Source organism: Bacillus gaemokensis (genome assembly GCF_001590835.1).
Classification (GTDB): domain Bacteria; phylum Bacillota; class Bacilli; order Bacillales; family Bacillaceae_G; genus Bacillus_A; species Bacillus_A gaemokensis.
The window spans coordinates 45,637-61,548 of record NZ_LTAQ01000017.1 but is presented as its reverse complement, the minus strand read 5'-3'; the positions used below and the strand labels follow the sequence as shown (position 1 = coordinate 61,548).

Below are 15,912 nucleotides of genomic sequence, written 5' to 3'. Positions count from 1 at the left end.
TATCTTGAGGTTTTTGCACCAAAATGACTTTTCTAATACTTAATATTTTTTTGTAAAATCATGTACTTTTTGATCAGATTTTGTAGTATTAATTATAAATTAAAGATACGTTTCTATAAAATTTATAATAAAAGGAGCAAGAGCGAGTTATTATGAACAAACAAATAGGATTCATCGGATGTGGAAACATGTGTATTGCTATGATAGGTGGAATGATTAACAAAAATATAGTTTCTTCAGATAAAATAATTTGTTCAGATTTAAATGTCATTAATTTAAAAAATGCTAGTGAAAAATATGACATAACTACAACTACTAACAACAATGAAGTAGCTAACAGTGCTAATATTTTAATTTTATCAATCAAACCAGACCTATACTCATCAGTAATTAACCAAATAAAAGAGCAGATAAAAAACGATGTAATAGTCGTAACTATTGCTGCAGGAAAAAGTATTAAGAGCACTGAGAATGCCTTCGGCAGAAAGTTAAAGGTTGTTAGAGTAATGCCTAATACACCTGCTCTTGTTGGAGAAGGAATGTCTGCGTTATGTTTTAATGAAATGGTTACAGAAAAAGATCTAGAAGACATACTAAACATATTTAATAGTTTTGGCCAAACGGAGATAGTAAATGAAAAATTAATGGATGTTGTAACATCTGTAAGTGGTTCTTCTCCGGCATATGTATATATGTTTATAGAAGCCATGGCAGATGCTGCTGTACTAGATGGTATGCCAAGAGCTCAAGCATATAAATTCGCAGCTCAAGCTGTATTAGGTTCTGCAAAAATGGTACTTGAAACAGGAATACATCCAGGCACACTGAAAGATATGGTTTGTTCTCCAGGTGGAACGACAATAGAAGCTGTAGCAACACTAGAGGAAAAAGGTTTAAGAACAGCTATCATTTCAGCTATGAAACGTTGTACTCAAAAATCTGTTGAAATATCCAGTTTAACTAATAAGTAAGAAGCTACGTTTAGGGGTAACGTCACATCCATTAATTTAAGCTATTTTTAAAGTTAAAAGCCTGTTGCTATTCTCTGATAGGGGAGGGGGACTGTAACATGGCCTTCCGCCACTGTACTCTAAGCTGGAATAACCTAAATTAGTATGTAATTTATATAAACAAATAAAGAGCGTATAAAAACTTGTAATCGGAGGATTTATTATGTCAAAAAAAGTTCCTTCTTCCTTTATCATAATTATAGGATTAATGCTATTTGCATTGTTTTTTGGAGCAGGAAATTTAATTTTTCCACCTATGCTTGGTCAAATGGCTGGAAAGAATGTATGGATAGCCAATGCAGGTTTCTTAGTTACCGGAGTTGGTTTACCATTGCTAGCAATAACAGCATTTGTTTTTTCAGGTAAAAATGATTTACAATCTTTAGCTAGTCGGGTACATCCGTTGTTTGGTATTGTATTTACGACTGTTCTCTATCTAGCAATTGGTCCTTTTTTCGCTATCCCTAGATCTGGTAATGTATCGTTTGAAATTGGAATTAAACCTTTTTTATCAAATGATGCAGGTCCTATTATATTAATCATATTTACAATCTTATTTTTCACAGTTGCATGCTTGTTATCACTTAATCCTACAAAAATTATTGATGTAGTTGGAAAATTTCTAACGCCTATTAAATTGACATTTATCGGATTGCTCGTAGTTGTAGCTCTTGTTCATCCAATTGGAAGAATTCAAGCACCTTTTGAAGGGTATACATCACATGCATTTTTTAAAGGTTTTCAAGAAGGTTATTTAACACTGGATGCTCTTGTAGCTTTTGTTTTCGGGATTATTATTGTGAATGCAATTAGAGAAAAAGGGGCTACCACTAAAAAACAGCTTATGATTGTTTGTGCAAAAGCAACGGCTATTGCTGCTACACTCTTAGCTCTTATCTATACTGCCCTTTCCTATATGGGGGCTTCTAGTGTTGAAAAACTAGGTCGTTTAGATAATGGCGCTGAAGTTTTAGCAAAAGTTTCGAACTATTATTTTGGTTCTTATGGTGCAATTTTATTAGGTTTAATGATTACAGTAGCATGTTTGACCACAAGTGTAGGACTTATCACTGCTTGTTCTTCTTTTTTCCATGAATTATTTCCAAAGATCTCTTACAAAAAATTTGCTATTATTTTGTCTGTTTTCAGTACAATAGTTGCAAATATAGGATTAACACAATTAATTACGATTTCAATCCCTGTATTAATAGCTATGTATCCAATTTCTATTCTCTTAATATTCTTAACATTTTTACACTCTGTATTTAATGGTAGATCTGAAGTATATAAAGGGAGTTTGATATTAACATTTATTATTAGTTCATTTGATGGCTTACATGCTGCTGGAATAAAAATCGAAATAATTCATAATTTTTTCGCTCATTTCCTTCCTTTGTATAGTGTAGGTTTAGGTTGGGTACTTCCAGCTATTATAGGCGGTGTATGCGGTTATATTTTTAGCGTATTACGGAAGAAAAATACCCTTAGTTCTGGTGAAATTCGATTAAATAAATAATTTATTATGTATGAGATATCACCATATGGCTATCAAGGTAATAAAACTAAGCATCTCTTTAGAATGAAAAAATCTGTTATTCTTTCTTTTGGGAATCACTCAAAATAGCTACAATCTATTTATAAATAAATTGTAGCTGATTTTTGTTGAACATTGGATGAAAGAGAAAAAAATAGAATCTATTCCTATAAAGATTCTGAAAAAAGTATCGATAAATTTATCGAATATTTTAAATCTATATAATGTAAAGATGATAGTTTTGGGCTAGCTAATATCTAAGTAAATTTATATATACTACAAGAATTAGAAGAACATACCTTATTTTTAAAAGGGGATACAGAGAATATGAGTAAGTTATTAAAAAAGAAATCTGTTACACAATTGTTAGAGCATAATCAAAGTAAGACCTTAACGAAAACATTAGGAGCATTTGATTTAATTATGTTAGGAATAGGCTCGATAATTGGAACAGGAGTTCTTGTGTTAACTGGATTAGTAGCAGCGAGAGATGCTGGTCCAGCAGTTATTTTTTCATTTGTACTTGCAGCAATTGTTTGTGGATTTATAGCATTATGTTACGCAGAAATTGCTTCTACACTCCCGACGTCAGGTAGTGTATATACATACTCCTATGCAACAATCGGTGAGTTTGTGGCTCATCTAGTAGGTTGGACGTTACTCTCAATATATATCGTGGCAACAGCGGCTGTCGCTGGTGGATGGACAGGATATTTCCACAATTTAATAAGTGGATTTGGATTAGAGATACCAAAAGCTCTGTTAACGATTCCATCACAAGGTGGTATTATGAATCTACCAGCGGTAATCATTACATTGATATTAACATGGATGTTATCGCGTGGTACGAAGGAAAGTAAACGTATCAATAACATTATGGTTCTCATTAAAATTGGAATGGTTATATTATTTATTATGGTTGGTATATTCTATGTAAAGCCAGAGAACTGGGTACCGTTTGCACCATACGGTTTAAGTGGAGTTTTTGCTGGTGGAGCAGCCGTATTCTTCGCTTTTATGGGATTTGATATATTAGCAACTTCGGCAGAAGAAGTAAAAGATCCACAACGTAATCTTCCCATCGGTATTATTGTATCGTTAATCATATGTACACTTATTTACATTATAGTATGCCTTGTTATGACAGGAATGGTTCCCTATAAAGAATTAAATGTCCCTGAGGCAATGGCTTATGTAATGGAAGTCGTAGGGCAAGGGAAAGTCGCTGGTGTAATTGCTGCAGGGGCTGTAATTGGCCTTATGGCTGTTATTTTCTCGACCATGTACGCTGCAACACGAGTATTCTTTGCAATGAGTCGTGATGGACTGTTACCAAAATCACTTGCGAAGATTAATAAAAAGACTGGAGCACCAACCTTTACAATTGGATTGGCGGGAATAGGAAGCTCTGTGATAGCTGGATTTATTGATTTAAAAGAATTAGCGAATTTAGTTAATATTGGTGGTTTGGTAACGTTTGCGCTAGTTAGTGTATCAGTTATTATCCTCCGTAAAATACACCCAAATTTAAAACGTGGATTTATGGTACCGTTTGTACCCATATTACCAATCATTTCAATTGTATGTTGTGTATTCTTAATGCTAAATTTACCATTAAGAACATGGGTGTACTTCAGTATTTGGATAACTATTGGAGCAGTAATATATTTCGTTTATTCGATAAAGCACAGTAATTTAAATGAGGAAAAAATTTCAAAAGCACATGATAAAATAGCGAGATAATAACCACAGGAAATGCTATTAGGGGTCTCGCCACATAGCCATCAAGCTAAGCTTATATAAGTTGAATTTCATGCAATATTTCCCTTTTTTCTGAATATTCATTTTAAACCCCTTGAAGATTTGCATACTAAATAAACCCTATCGGGTTTCAATTTTTTGGATTACGCTACTTGATTGTGAGACATAGAAATGTTGTATACAACGCCTAAGATATCAAAGACCGTTTTCTTCTCATACCTATGAGATTTTCGTCCGTTTTTCTGTAAGAGATTAAATAGACGAAACAATATCTTTGTTAATTCTTGGGTGTCTTTTTGTAAAGATTGATAAAGGTTCTGTTGCGAAGTTTTAAAAAGTAAGCTACACTTTTGCAAAATAGATTGAGGAGCATGACAAATGGGATATTTTAAAGGAAAACAATTTAAAAAAGATATTATTTTAATAGCTGTTAGCTACTATTGTCGTTTTTCCTTAAGTTATCGAGATGTATCTGAGATCAGGAACGTGGGGTTTCGGTTCATCCTACAACGATCATGCGTTGGGTTCATGAATATGGAAATCTTATCTATCAGATCTGGAAAAAGAAAAACAAAACTTCCCAACCATCATGGCATTTAGATGAAACCTATATCAAAGTCAAGGGAAAATGGTGTTATTTATATCGTGCGATTGATAGCGATGGTCACACATTAGACTTTCAACTTCGAAAAACACGTGATCATCAGGCAGCGTATGCTTTCATGAAAAGATTGGTAAAGCATTTTGGAGAACCAACGGTTCTCACTACAGATCAAGCCCCTGCATTACTTTGCGCATTTAAAAAATTACAGAAAAATGGTGTTTACACTCATACAAAACACTGTACCCTCAAACATCTTAATAATCTCATTGAACAAGACCATCGGCACGTGAAACGTCGGTTTACAAAGTCGGCTGGGTTTCAATATCTTCGTCATGCTTCACGAACAATAAAAGGAGTTGAAACAATTCAAGCGATATATAAACAGAGACGAAGTCTTCGATCAGACTCCGTCTTTTCAGCATACAGTGAATTACAAAAATTATTAATCACTGCCTAAATAGTTCTCCTCATTTATCAATCTGTTTATGCTTTTTTCAAACTTTGCAACAGAACCTCTAAACAGCTAGATAACTGAGTTAAAGAAGTGGTAGCAACATTTTGGCTCATCCATACACATAAAGCGACTAAATCTTTTGCTTGGTACTTACTAGTTCGTTGCACAAAACCAACATCTCTAGCAAGATCTCGTAAGATATTTGGGGATAAGAAGCTTTGAACTTCTGAAGCAAATAATTGTAATTCATCAGATACAGAAATAGACATACAAAAACGCCATCCTTTCCTATGATTCTACAGAAAGAATAGCGTATTTTTTCATTTTAAGGAAATTTAGTTTTGTTAGCTTAATAGCGATGTATCGGCACCCTGAAAAGAAGTTCCTTTTTTCTGAAAAATGTATATAAATGCAAAATGAATAATAAATATCTAAAAATGATTTTATATTCCCTTAATTTATTCCTTTCCATCTACATTAATCATCTATTACAACAGCTTTCACGTCTAAAATAAGTTGTTTCAACAAAGGAAAATATAACTATCTTTATAGGCCTCACCATATCATTCCGGGAATCCTGTACGTTTAGACACATTTTTGTCACAATTAACCCCTTTTGCTGTACGCTAAGAGATATTTGTTCAGAAAATCTTATGTTTATGAACAGAGGATAAAACTCAATAATATCAACGTTTTCTAGCTATAATCATGTTCAATTAAACTTAGGTTTTTATTTTTCTGAACATGTATTCATCTTTATAAGATAATGTAATGATAAGGGTTTGTAGTCCTTAGCGTACAATTTTCCCAGAATGATATAGTGACCCTTTATAATGAGTTCCCAATATAATCAATGTGTTAATCAAAGGAGCTCTGTATTATTATTGCTTTTCTACTAACTAATACAGCTTCAAGCAATAGACACAATTGCTACATGCCAAGTGTAATTTATTATCTATTCAAAATTCTGTTTATTCAATCTTTCTAAAAATAAAAAAATATTAAACTTATAAATATACAAGTTATAATGAGGGCGTCGAGAGATAATCTATTACCTCCGGAGAAAATATCAAACCTGGTTCTGGTGTAAAAATTCTAAAGACCTTGCAAGTAATCTTCTAAAATTGGACATACTGATACGATTACTCTAAAAAAGGTGTGTGATCAGAAGGAAAGTTTATTCAATATGAAAATGGAACCGTTATCAGCCAGATCTTATTTTGTTAAAAGTACGTTGACAACTTAAGTTTTCGTGATGTAGTAGAAATGATGGAGGAACGAGGATTATCCTTGGCTCATACCGCGATTAAAGGAGGAATTATTATATGAATGGGAATACTGCAAAAAAAATAGAATTTCAAGCTGAAAATACTGCAGTAAAAAATGAGAAATATCCAGAACCTAAAAAGTGGCATAAACAGGATACTACCTGGGCATTGAGCCTTTTTGGAACAGCAATTGGAGCAGGAGTACTCTTTTTACCTATTAATGCAGGTTCAGGTGGTTTATTATCATTACTGTTAATTACCATACTTGCATATCCTGTTATGTATTACTCACATAGGGCGCTTGCTAAAATGATATACGCTTCCAATTCTGCTGATGAGGGGATTACAGGTACAATAAGAGAGTATTTCGGAAATAAGGCAAGTATAATTTTTAACATAGTATATTTCGGCTCAATTTATACTATCGTGCTGATGTATTCGGTTGCACTTACAAATACTGCAAGTAGTTTTATCGTGAATCAATTGCACATGAAGGAGCCTCCAAGGGCCATTTTATCGCTTGTATTAGTACTCGGTCTTATAGCTATACTAAATTTTGGTCAAGATATCACTGTAAAGATAATGAGCATGCTAGTATATCCTTTCATAGCTTCTCTACTTTTTATCGCAATATCTTTGATTCCACAGTGGAATACGTCAATGCTTAGTTTTTCAAGTGTTTCTACTGCTTCAACAGGAACAGGATATTTTGGAACGATATGGATGATACTACCAATCATAGTATTCTCGTTTAATCATTCTCCTCTTATTTCGTCATTTGTTGTGAAACAGAGAGCTACCTATGGAATAGAGGCTACTGATGCCAAATGTGCTCAAATACAAAAAGTTTGTTATATCATGACATTCGCTGTTGTTATGTTCTTTGTTTGGAGCAGTGCCTTGAGTTTGACTCCAAATGATCTTATAATGGCAAAAGAACAGAACTTGTCAATTCTATCATATCTTGCTAATGAGCTTAATTCGCCTCTAATCACTATTGCAGCTCCTATCATTGCTTTTATGGCCATAACAAAGTCCTTCCTTGGCCATTATATAGGAGCATATGAGGTAATGCGTGACATGATTATCAAGTTCAGTAAAACACGCGGAAAAGCTATAGAAGAAAAAACAGTTAAGACAATGATCCTTGCTTTTGTCGTATTAACATGCTGGTATGTTGCTTATGCAAATCCAAGTATTCTTGGACTCATTGATGCCCTTAGCGGTCCGTTAGTTGCTGCTATCTTATGTCTATTACCAATGTATGCGATCCGTAAAGTACCAGTACTAGCTAAATACAGAGGGAAAATGAGCAATGTATTTGTCATTGTTATAGGTGTACTTACTGTCCTAGCAAGTATTAAGTCATTATTCTAATTCACTATTGTTGGTTCTGGTGCAAAAATAGTGGGATATGAAAAAAGAACGAAAGATTCCTAGTGGAATTGAATTTTATGTTGTTAAACCAAAGAGATCATGGATAAGATATATCTGTTTTTGGACAGACTTCTCACCTTGGGGAGTTTGTCCTTTTTTGATTATATGCATAACTTCTATTCCAGCAATCACTTTTTTAGCTGTTTGCAATGATTTTAATCCAAGCATATTGGGGTGCCGCCCCACATCCATCAACTTAAGAATAGTCCGAATCCTTAAGTTGATGGATGTGTGGTAGGACCCCATATTAAAAAAATCATTTTATAAAAACCTGTACTTTTTGGTCAGATTCTGTACTTTTGATTATAAATTAAAGGTACGTTTCTATTAGCTTATGTTTGAAAGCGCTTTAAAGGATGGTTTTTGAATTTTTTACCTAGCCTATATTCTTTTACTTACAGGCTATTTATATAGATTAGTAGTGAGAAAGGGGATATATCCATGTTCTTAAGAAAATTAGCAAAAAATCACTTAATCACTATTGATTACTATCAGAGTGGATTTTTACAAACATGTAAGGGACGGGTTTGCAACCTTGATTTACATCAACAAACCCTTACTTTAATAGATGAATAGCAAAAGGTCTTCTACATTTGTTTATCTGGTATTAATAACTTTCTTTAGTTATAGAGAAAAAAGGATTAATGGGGTACCATCCCTTTGCCATTAATCTAAGATTTTTAATTACCGCCATAACGAAAATTTTATGCATCGTTGACTACTAATAATATGACGGGTATATCAACCTCACATGAATATCCTATTCATCCAAATTTGTACAATAAATTAATTTCTCCAAATGATAAAATTAAGGAAAAGGAGGGGGGAAAATAGTTAAACAAGAACAAACTAACAGGAGGGGGTTACTTATGAGTCACGGTATAGTCAGCAAAACAAAGTGAATTTGTTAGGTAATATGTAAACAGTAAGGTCATCCTGATGAACAACTTTTTTAGCTACTATTTAGTTCTTAGCGTATAAAAACGTTAAAATATGTATGTTACTCTTTCTGTTATTTATAAAATACATATATATCTAGTTATTTGTAAATGAAAACGGAAACAAACAAGATCTTAAAAGGAGCGAACTCGAATGATGATTGTTCTCCAGGTAGTTTTAGCAATTTTTATTTTAGTAGGGGGATTCATAAAACTTTTCCGTATACCTTTTCAGGTTGAACATTGGCAACACTATCAATATCCATTATGGCTCATGTGTATAATCGGTTTTATTGAAATTGTTGGAGCAATAGGAATAATCGGTGGTATCTGGAATCAATACTTAGCTCTGGGATCAAATATATTATTAGTAGTTCTCATGGTCGGAGCCATGCATGCTCATATTTTTCGGGCACATCAATCTATCTTAATGATTATTCCTGCAACACTCTGTTTAATATTATCTACGACGATAATTATTTGGAACTTAAATGTATTTTCTTAAACTTAGCTATAAACTTCCACTTCAAATAACAGGAATTATATAAATAACAATTTTAATTGAATAAATATAATTTTAAAATAAATAATTATTAAAAAATATTGTATAAGATTTATTTAAAATGGTGATTAGTCAAAGAGTACTAATGCCGAAAAAATTAGTACCACTTTACTTCTGCTTTTACTGATTATGTGAATGGGAAGCCCCTTCATTTCTTAAAATGTACCCTTGTAAAGGACATACAAAAGCTCCACAAGAAGCAACATGGAGTGCTTTATACTTAGGAATGTTCCCTACAGTCTTATCTTATATACTATTAGGGTTTCTTATCACACATAGAGGAGCTTCAGAATCTACAAGCTCTCTTTACCTCACTCCTTTTTTATCTTTTGTTATCGCTAGGGTATGGTTAGGAGAAACACCCACCTTAATGACGATTATAGGAGGCATTAGGGTGGGTGTCATGTTAACCACCACCATTCAACCTGACACAGTTAAGATAAAAGAGAAAAAACAGTCATTTAAACTAAAAAAGATTTTCAGAGAAAGCAACATGAGGAAACAACGTAATTACGAATAAGTATAAAGAAATGGTATTGTTATAAATTAAGGAGGCGGAATTATGAATATATACCAAGCAACAATAACGGATCTGAAACGTGTTTCTCATTTATTTAATTTATATCGTATCTTTTATAAGCAACCTTCTGATTATGAGGATGCTGAATCCTTCATTTCAGACCGCTTAAAAAATGAAGAATCTGTTATTTTTGTAGCAGTTCATGAAGGAGAATACCTAGGCTTTACTTAGTTATATCCCTCATTTTCTTCCGTTTCTATGAAGAGAACATGGATTTTAAATGATTTATATGTGCAAGAGGAAGCAAGAAAACAAGGAATAGCTCAAGCCCTTCTAGATAAAGCAAAATTGCATGCTATTCAATTTAATGCCAAATCATTAGAACTTCAAACCGCTCCTGAGAATACGAATGCGCAAAAATTGTATGAAAAGAATGGCTATCAAAAGGATACTTCTTTCCTAAATTATTCTTTAAATTTGATGTGAATGTAAATAAGGGAGTGCATATCTTTAAATGTAGGCGGAATTACTAGTTTAAAGAATGAGTTCCCAGGTTGTTGACAAAGATGCATCAGCACTTACGTGCTGATGCATCTTTGTCATAATTTCAGCTTTTTATGTCGAAATTTGCTTAGCGTGTTTTTTTTTCCGAAATGCTGGCGGTACCCCATCGCTATCTAGCTAAGAAAAGCAAATACCCCAAAAACGCAAAAATGAGCTGAATTCTCAAAATAACTAACTATAGAGAAAGAAAATTTCTATTTATAGGGGGGACTTCAAAACCCTAGCTTGATAACGATGGGACAGCCCAATGTGGTAGACCTCTTTTCATTTTGCTTATTCGTGATTAAATTTTTTATTGGCAATCCAATAATACGTTGCAGAGAATATTAGTACAATCCAAACAAGCGTTACTAGTACGTTATCTATTACTTTTAAATTTACTGATCCTGTGATTAAGACTTCCATTGCATGTTTGCTCATACTTGCTGAATTTACAAAATCTATAACTGGATTTAAACCTACAATAATTTTGCAACCTATAAGGAAAACAATTGAAATTAATGCGATAATACCCTGACTGTTAAAAATAGTACTAATCATCGTTGTAAAAGATACAATAAAAAATACCCATACAAGATAAAATAATAGTGCAGTAATCACATGTAAAAATGGAACATTTGTAAAAAGATAATTTACATATAGATAAGAAGCAAAGTATCCAATTGCTACACTAAAAGCTGCTATCAAATAATTTGATACAATTTTTCCAAATATATACGAAATAACAGTAACAGGTCGTGTTAAAATAAAGGCCAGCATGCCATTTTCTTTATCTATTTGAATAATACCCATCATTGAGATTGCAAGAATCATAAGTCCGAGCTGATCAAATTGAGATCCTAATGTACTAGCTAGTACTTCTCCACCTTTTTGAGCTGTCATGCTCGGATCAATTGTAATACCCTGACTACCGCCTAATGCTCCCAAAATTGAAGGCAAGTAATGAGTTACTATAGGTTGAGTTATCCCTAAAAAGATAAAGACGATCGGTAGCCAAATAACTTTAAAATCACGTACCATTTGAACAAATTCTTTTTTTATCAGTACAATAAATTTATTCATTTTTCCACCACCAATTTTAAGAATATTTCTTCTAAAGTATCATTATCAACTTCAAATTTTACGATGTCCACTTCATGCTCAAGTGCATTTTTTAGTAACATATTTTTGTTTTTTTCGATGTTATTAACTTTTATTTTGATTTTATGCCCAATGATTTCTATCTCCTTTACATAAGGTAATCTTTTTACAATGTCAATCCAATTTTGATCTTTCGCTGTGATTTCTAAGCTTATCCTATCTTTGCTATTGCAGTTTAACAATTCGGTGATTGTTGTATCTTCTATTTTTGATCCATTTTTTATAATTACAAATCGTTCGCATATTTCTTCCGCATCACCCAATATATGGGTTGATAATAAAATCGTTGTATCTTTTTTTATTTCTTTGATCAGATTTAACACTTCTCTTCGGCCGATTGGATCTAATGCGGATACTGGCTCATCCATGACAATAAGCGAAGGCTTATGCAATAGTGCTTGTGCAATACCGAGTCGCTGTTTCATTCCACCGGAAAATGTGCCAACTTTTAAATTTTCTTCACCACTTAGTCCAACTTTTGTCAAAATTTCAGGTATTGAATTTGTTAATTCTTCTTTTTGCAATCCAGAAAGTTGTCCCATGAACGTAAGTGTTTCTTTCGCTGTCATCCAATGAAAAAAGTTAGGGTACTGTGGCAGGTAGCCTATTTCCCTTTTCATTTTCGAAATTTTTTTCCCATTCAGCAAAACTTCGCCCGCGTGTGGGTCAATAATATCTGAAACCACTTTTATTAATGTTGATTTCCCAGCTCCATTCGGTCCAATTAAGCCGACACATTCTCCCGATTGCAGTTCCATCGAGAAGTTATTAACAGCGATTTTTTCTTTAAATGTTTTCGTCACATTTTTGATTTCCAATTTCATATTCTCTCACTATCCTTTCGCCCTATAACAAAGTACAGAATTGGACCAAGTGTATTAACAAAAAGTATAGTAAATGTCCAAATCAGAACGCTTTTTCTAGTTTTTCTATGTCTGTATAGATCAATTAATGCAATTAAAACTAATAGGGTACCTACTGCAATAAACGGCAATATTATGGGGATAAAAGCCATTAAGTCAATATTTTTTAATTCATCAAACCCATAGTGCAGTTGCATTTTTAACACTCCTTTTAAAGTTATCATTATCATTATTGATAATGATAATGATAACTTTAAAAGGAGTGCATTGCAATACCCATTCTCATTATTTATAATAAGAATGTAATTGATGGGTAAATAGAAAAACAATCGATAAACACAAACAAGGAGAACATTATGGGTAATAAAGTTGAAGTCTTAATGCATCCAGTAAGAATAAAAATTTCTCAGGTACTAATGAGGAATAAAGAAAATGGATTAACCCCTTTAGAAATGGTGAAAATTATTAAAGATGTACCTCAAGCAACTCTATATAGACATATACAAATCATGTTGGATTCTGGCATTATTCGCGTTATTAAAGAAAAAAAGGTGAAATCTGTTTCCGAGAAATATTACGCTTTAAATGAAATCGAGGCTAGACTTAATGTAGAAGATTGGAAAAAAGCTTCTAATGAGAAGAAACTTGATTATGTTTCATATTATCAATTATCAATTATGGATCAATATCAAAGTTATCTTAAGAAATTAGAAGAGCAAAACTGTAGGGAAGATGGTGCTACTTTTTCTTTAGTAGAATTAAAGATAGATGAGGAACACTTTATACAACTCCAAAGCGAATTAAATGAATTAATAACTAAATACTACCATACCGCGAGCAATGAAATAGATGCACCAGTTCGAACAATAGCTGTTACCATTATTCCAGATATTTAAACAAATTAAATAATATTAACGTTTGTAACAAGCCGACAATTGGAATGTACGACAAGTAACTCATTATATTTCCGACAGTCATTTGAATGATGATGTTATCCTTAAAATTCATAATAAGGGTTCACTATACATGCCTATCAACTTAAGAAATTCATTGTTCCCCAAAATGAAAAAAGGTTCTGTTGCAAAGTTTTCTAAACTACGCTACACTTTCGGAAAAGAAAACGAGGAGAATCACAGATGGGATATTTTAAAGGAAAACAGTTCGAGAAAGCTATTATTTTAATAGCCGTTGGCTATTACTTTCGTTTTTCTTTAAGTTATCGCGATGTATCTGAAATACTGAAGGAACGTGGTGTTTTGGTTCATCCTACAACCATCATGCGCTGGGTCCATGAATATGGAAATTTGATGCATCTCTTTACTTTACATAATATACAAACTATTCATAGTAAAATATGATAAAGTTTTCTTTGTTATGTACTGGCCTTCCTTTACATGACACCCATTATCAGTAGTAATTCTTAAGTTGATGGGCATGTGGCGAGGCCCCTATATAATTCATTAAACATACTCTTATTTTAGTATGTTCGGTAAAGAAAAAATAATGGATTATAAACAAAAACTACACTGAAATCTAGTTCGGTATAGTAAAATCGCATAAAAAAGACCACTTTTGTGAGTGGCTCCAAAAAGAAGGAATGGCTGCCGTACCCCTTAAACGTACCGATATTAAAAAGCCCAATTTCTCAATTTAATGCTGAGAAATTGGGCTTTTTTCATTACTTCAGAAAAGGAATAAGAACACTATAGGTTTTTATACTCCCATCGGTAATCATTTTTTTAAAAGATTTTTAGAAATTTAAAGATGAAGTATTGTATACATGCAAGTATGATTAAAAATGAAAAGTTGTAAACACTGAATTTGATTAAATACTTTTTGCTCTCTTTACGGTTGGCCTGAATGAATAGTTTATAGGAGATTACACTGGCTAAAGATGCGATAATTGTTCCAAGTCCTCCGATATTTACTCCTAATAATAAGGGTTTCCAATCAGAAGTAAAGTTTGACAGGAGAATTGAAGCAGGCACATTGCTAATCAATTGACTCAAAAATATGGAACTAAAAAAGACTGATGTATCTCCTCTTAAATTGGCGCGAGCAAATGTCTCCATTGCATTTGAGTTAGAAATATTTCCAATAAAAATAAAAAAACAGACAAAGGTTATCAGAAGAAAATAATCAATCTTAAATAGTAATTTTCTATTCAAAATAAATACTGTCATCAATGTAATTATTAGCGCAATGTAATAATTAATGACTCCAAAAATAGATGCAATAATAATGACAAGTATCAGGATCCAGACTGTAGCTTTTTTTCGATCCTTTATGGTAATAACAGGAAGTTCTATTTTTAATTCTGTTTTATGAAGTTTTTGAGTAAATATAAACAACAAACTGATGCCAAGCACAGCTAATAACAGGATTGAACCCAAAAATGGGATGAGCTTAATTCCATAGTAAGAATAGATGTACAAATTTTGCGGATTCCCCATAGGCATCAAGCTGCTTCCGATATTTGCCGCAATTGTCTGCAGGATGATCGTATCCATCATATTCATTTGTGTCTTTTTACTAATGACAAGTGTTATTGGTACAAAAGTGAGCAAAGCGACATCATTCGTTACAAACATGGAACAAATAAAGCATAACAAAATCAGAATAACTGATATTGACCTGCTGTTATTACATTTATTCAATATAGCAACGGCAAGTTTGTCTAATAACTTTAGCTCTTCAAAGGCCTTTATGGCCACCATTAGATTAAATAAGCTAACCAGCACTTCAAAGTTAATATATTCGAGCCTTGGCGGATATATAAAACAGCTTACAACTGCTAGTATCAGTGAAATGGTAAGCACTATATCCTTTTTTAAAAATACAAATTTCATAAGGATTCTTTTTTTATTTTGGACGAATATTACTTCTTTCACAATGCACCACCTGTAATCTATGTTAATAGAAGGAAACGGAAGAACAATTCTTACCCTAAATAAGCATTCTTTAATATATATCCAACAAAGGCCATAGATTGCAATAAATTTAATAGCTTTTCTTGTCAATTAGTTGTTCCATAATCTGGCCCTTAAATGGAGTAATATGACTAACGTTTTCAAACAACAACAATAATATAAGGTATTTTTTATTTGTGGCTCCTGTCAAAAAGTATGCTTTATGACAGGCCCGATATGTCTAGAAAAGAGTATGTCACAAGGCCCTGAATGGGAATTTTGTAATATGTCATCCCTGCAAAACACTTTATGACATATAGAAACAGATTCTTAGCGTGACTGAAATAA

Annotated in this window: 11 protein-coding genes and 8 pseudogenes; 12 read left to right on the top strand and 7 right to left on the bottom strand. The window is 32.7% G+C overall.

All coding sequences use genetic code 11. The features are described 5' to 3' along the window. Positions 1-152: 152 nt before the first annotated feature. The 3 genes from proC to AZF08_RS15925 all read left to right on the top strand — a co-directional run bounded on the left by proC (position 153) and on the right by AZF08_RS15925 (position 4,287). Positions 153-971 (top strand): pyrroline-5-carboxylate reductase, encoded by an 819-nt coding sequence (gene proC / locus AZF08_RS15935; RefSeq protein ID WP_033677688.1) that lies wholly within the window; start codon positions 153-155, stop codon positions 969-971. Positions 972-1,173: 202 nt separating this feature from the next. Then, positions 1,174-2,526, top strand: coding sequence for a branched-chain amino acid transport system II carrier protein BrnQ5 (gene brnQ5 / locus AZF08_RS15930; protein WP_033677687.1), 1,353 nt, complete (start codon positions 1,174-1,176; stop codon positions 2,524-2,526). A gap of 345 nt (positions 2,527-2,871) precedes the next feature. After that, the gene (locus AZF08_RS15925; RefSeq protein ID WP_033677686.1) at positions 2,872-4,287 is read left to right on the top strand and encodes an amino acid permease; all 1,416 of its coding nucleotides are present in this window, start codon (positions 2,872-2,874) and stop codon (positions 4,285-4,287) included. A gap of 161 nt (positions 4,288-4,448) precedes the next feature. Here the strand turns inward: AZF08_RS15925 and AZF08_RS28785 are convergent. Beyond that, positions 4,449-4,619, bottom strand: a pseudogene (locus AZF08_RS28785) (IS4 family transposase); the annotation flags it as partial. A gap of 64 nt (positions 4,620-4,683) precedes the next feature. Here AZF08_RS28785 and AZF08_RS15920 point away from each other — a divergent pair. After that, positions 4,684-5,366 (top strand): annotated as a pseudogene (locus AZF08_RS15920) (IS6 family transposase). A gap of 38 nt (positions 5,367-5,404) precedes the next feature. Here AZF08_RS15920 and AZF08_RS15915 read toward each other — a convergent pair. Next, positions 5,405-5,632, bottom strand: a pseudogene (locus AZF08_RS15915) (IS4 family transposase); the annotation flags it as partial. 1,056 nt (positions 5,633-6,688) lie between these two features. Between AZF08_RS15915 and AZF08_RS15910 the strand changes: the two are divergent. Continuing rightward, a complete protein-coding gene (locus AZF08_RS15910; RefSeq protein ID WP_033677683.1) occupies positions 6,689-8,008 on the top strand; it encodes an aromatic amino acid transport family protein in 1,320 nt (439 codons plus the stop codon). A 75-nt stretch (positions 8,009-8,083) separates the two neighbouring features. Here AZF08_RS15910 and AZF08_RS29940 read toward each other — a convergent pair. Beyond that, positions 8,084-8,239: pseudogene (locus AZF08_RS29940) on the bottom strand (IS6 family transposase); the annotation flags it as partial. 270 nt (positions 8,240-8,509) lie between these two features. Between AZF08_RS29940 and AZF08_RS31320 the strand changes: the two are divergent. The 5 genes and pseudogenes from AZF08_RS31320 to AZF08_RS15895 form a co-directional block, all read left to right on the top strand. Then, positions 8,510-8,641: pseudogene (locus AZF08_RS31320) on the top strand (YolD-like family protein); the annotation flags it as partial. A gap of 519 nt (positions 8,642-9,160) precedes the next feature. Further along, positions 9,161-9,511 carry a DoxX family protein gene (locus AZF08_RS15905; protein ID WP_033677681.1) on the top strand — a complete coding sequence of 117 codons (351 nt, stop codon included), beginning with the start codon at positions 9,161-9,163 and terminating at the stop codon, positions 9,509-9,511. A gap of 217 nt (positions 9,512-9,728) precedes the next feature. Beyond that, a pseudogene (locus AZF08_RS31315) lies at positions 9,729-9,947 on the top strand (EamA family transporter); the annotation flags it as partial. Between the two features lie 15 nt (positions 9,948-9,962). After that, positions 9,963-10,088 carry a hypothetical protein gene (locus AZF08_RS31780; protein WP_265182927.1) on the top strand — a complete coding sequence of 42 codons (126 nt, stop codon included), beginning with the start codon at positions 9,963-9,965 and terminating at the stop codon, positions 10,086-10,088. A gap of 42 nt (positions 10,089-10,130) precedes the next feature. After that, positions 10,131-10,574: pseudogene (locus tag AZF08_RS15895) on the top strand (N-acetyltransferase family protein). Positions 10,575-10,925: 351 nt separating this feature from the next. Here AZF08_RS15895 and AZF08_RS15890 read toward each other — a convergent pair. From AZF08_RS15890 to AZF08_RS15880, 3 genes are read right to left on the bottom strand one after another with little or no spacing between them, the layout of a single operon-like run. After that, complete coding sequence (locus AZF08_RS15890) at positions 10,926-11,714, bottom strand: ABC transporter permease (protein WP_033677678.1); 789 nt, start codon at positions 11,712-11,714, stop codon at positions 10,926-10,928. Then, on the bottom strand, positions 11,711-12,616 hold the full coding sequence (locus AZF08_RS15885; RefSeq protein ID WP_033677675.1) for an ABC transporter ATP-binding protein: 906 nt from the start codon (positions 12,614-12,616) through the stop codon (positions 11,711-11,713). The genes AZF08_RS15890 and AZF08_RS15885 overlap by 4 nt, the downstream gene beginning before the upstream one ends. Further along, on the bottom strand, positions 12,613-12,852 hold the full coding sequence (locus AZF08_RS15880; protein WP_033677673.1) for a PLD nuclease N-terminal domain-containing protein: 240 nt from the start codon (positions 12,850-12,852) through the stop codon (positions 12,613-12,615). The genes AZF08_RS15885 and AZF08_RS15880 overlap by 4 nt, the downstream gene beginning before the upstream one ends. Positions 12,853-13,011: 159 nt before the next feature. On the opposite strand from AZF08_RS15880, the gene AZF08_RS15875 reads away from it, so the two are divergent. Further along, positions 13,012-13,551, top strand: a complete 540-nt coding sequence (locus AZF08_RS15875; protein ID WP_033677671.1) for a helix-turn-helix domain-containing protein — start codon at positions 13,012-13,014, stop codon at positions 13,549-13,551. Positions 13,552-13,791: 240 nt separating this feature from the next. Continuing rightward, positions 13,792-13,968: pseudogene (locus tag AZF08_RS15870) on the top strand (IS6 family transposase); the annotation flags it as partial. Between the two features lie 426 nt (positions 13,969-14,394). On the opposite strand, the gene AZF08_RS15865 reads toward AZF08_RS15870, so the two are convergent. Then, complete coding sequence (locus AZF08_RS15865) at positions 14,395-15,546, bottom strand: anion transporter (protein ID WP_033677669.1); 1,152 nt, start codon at positions 15,544-15,546, stop codon at positions 14,395-14,397. Between the last annotated feature and the right edge of the window lie 366 nt (positions 15,547-15,912).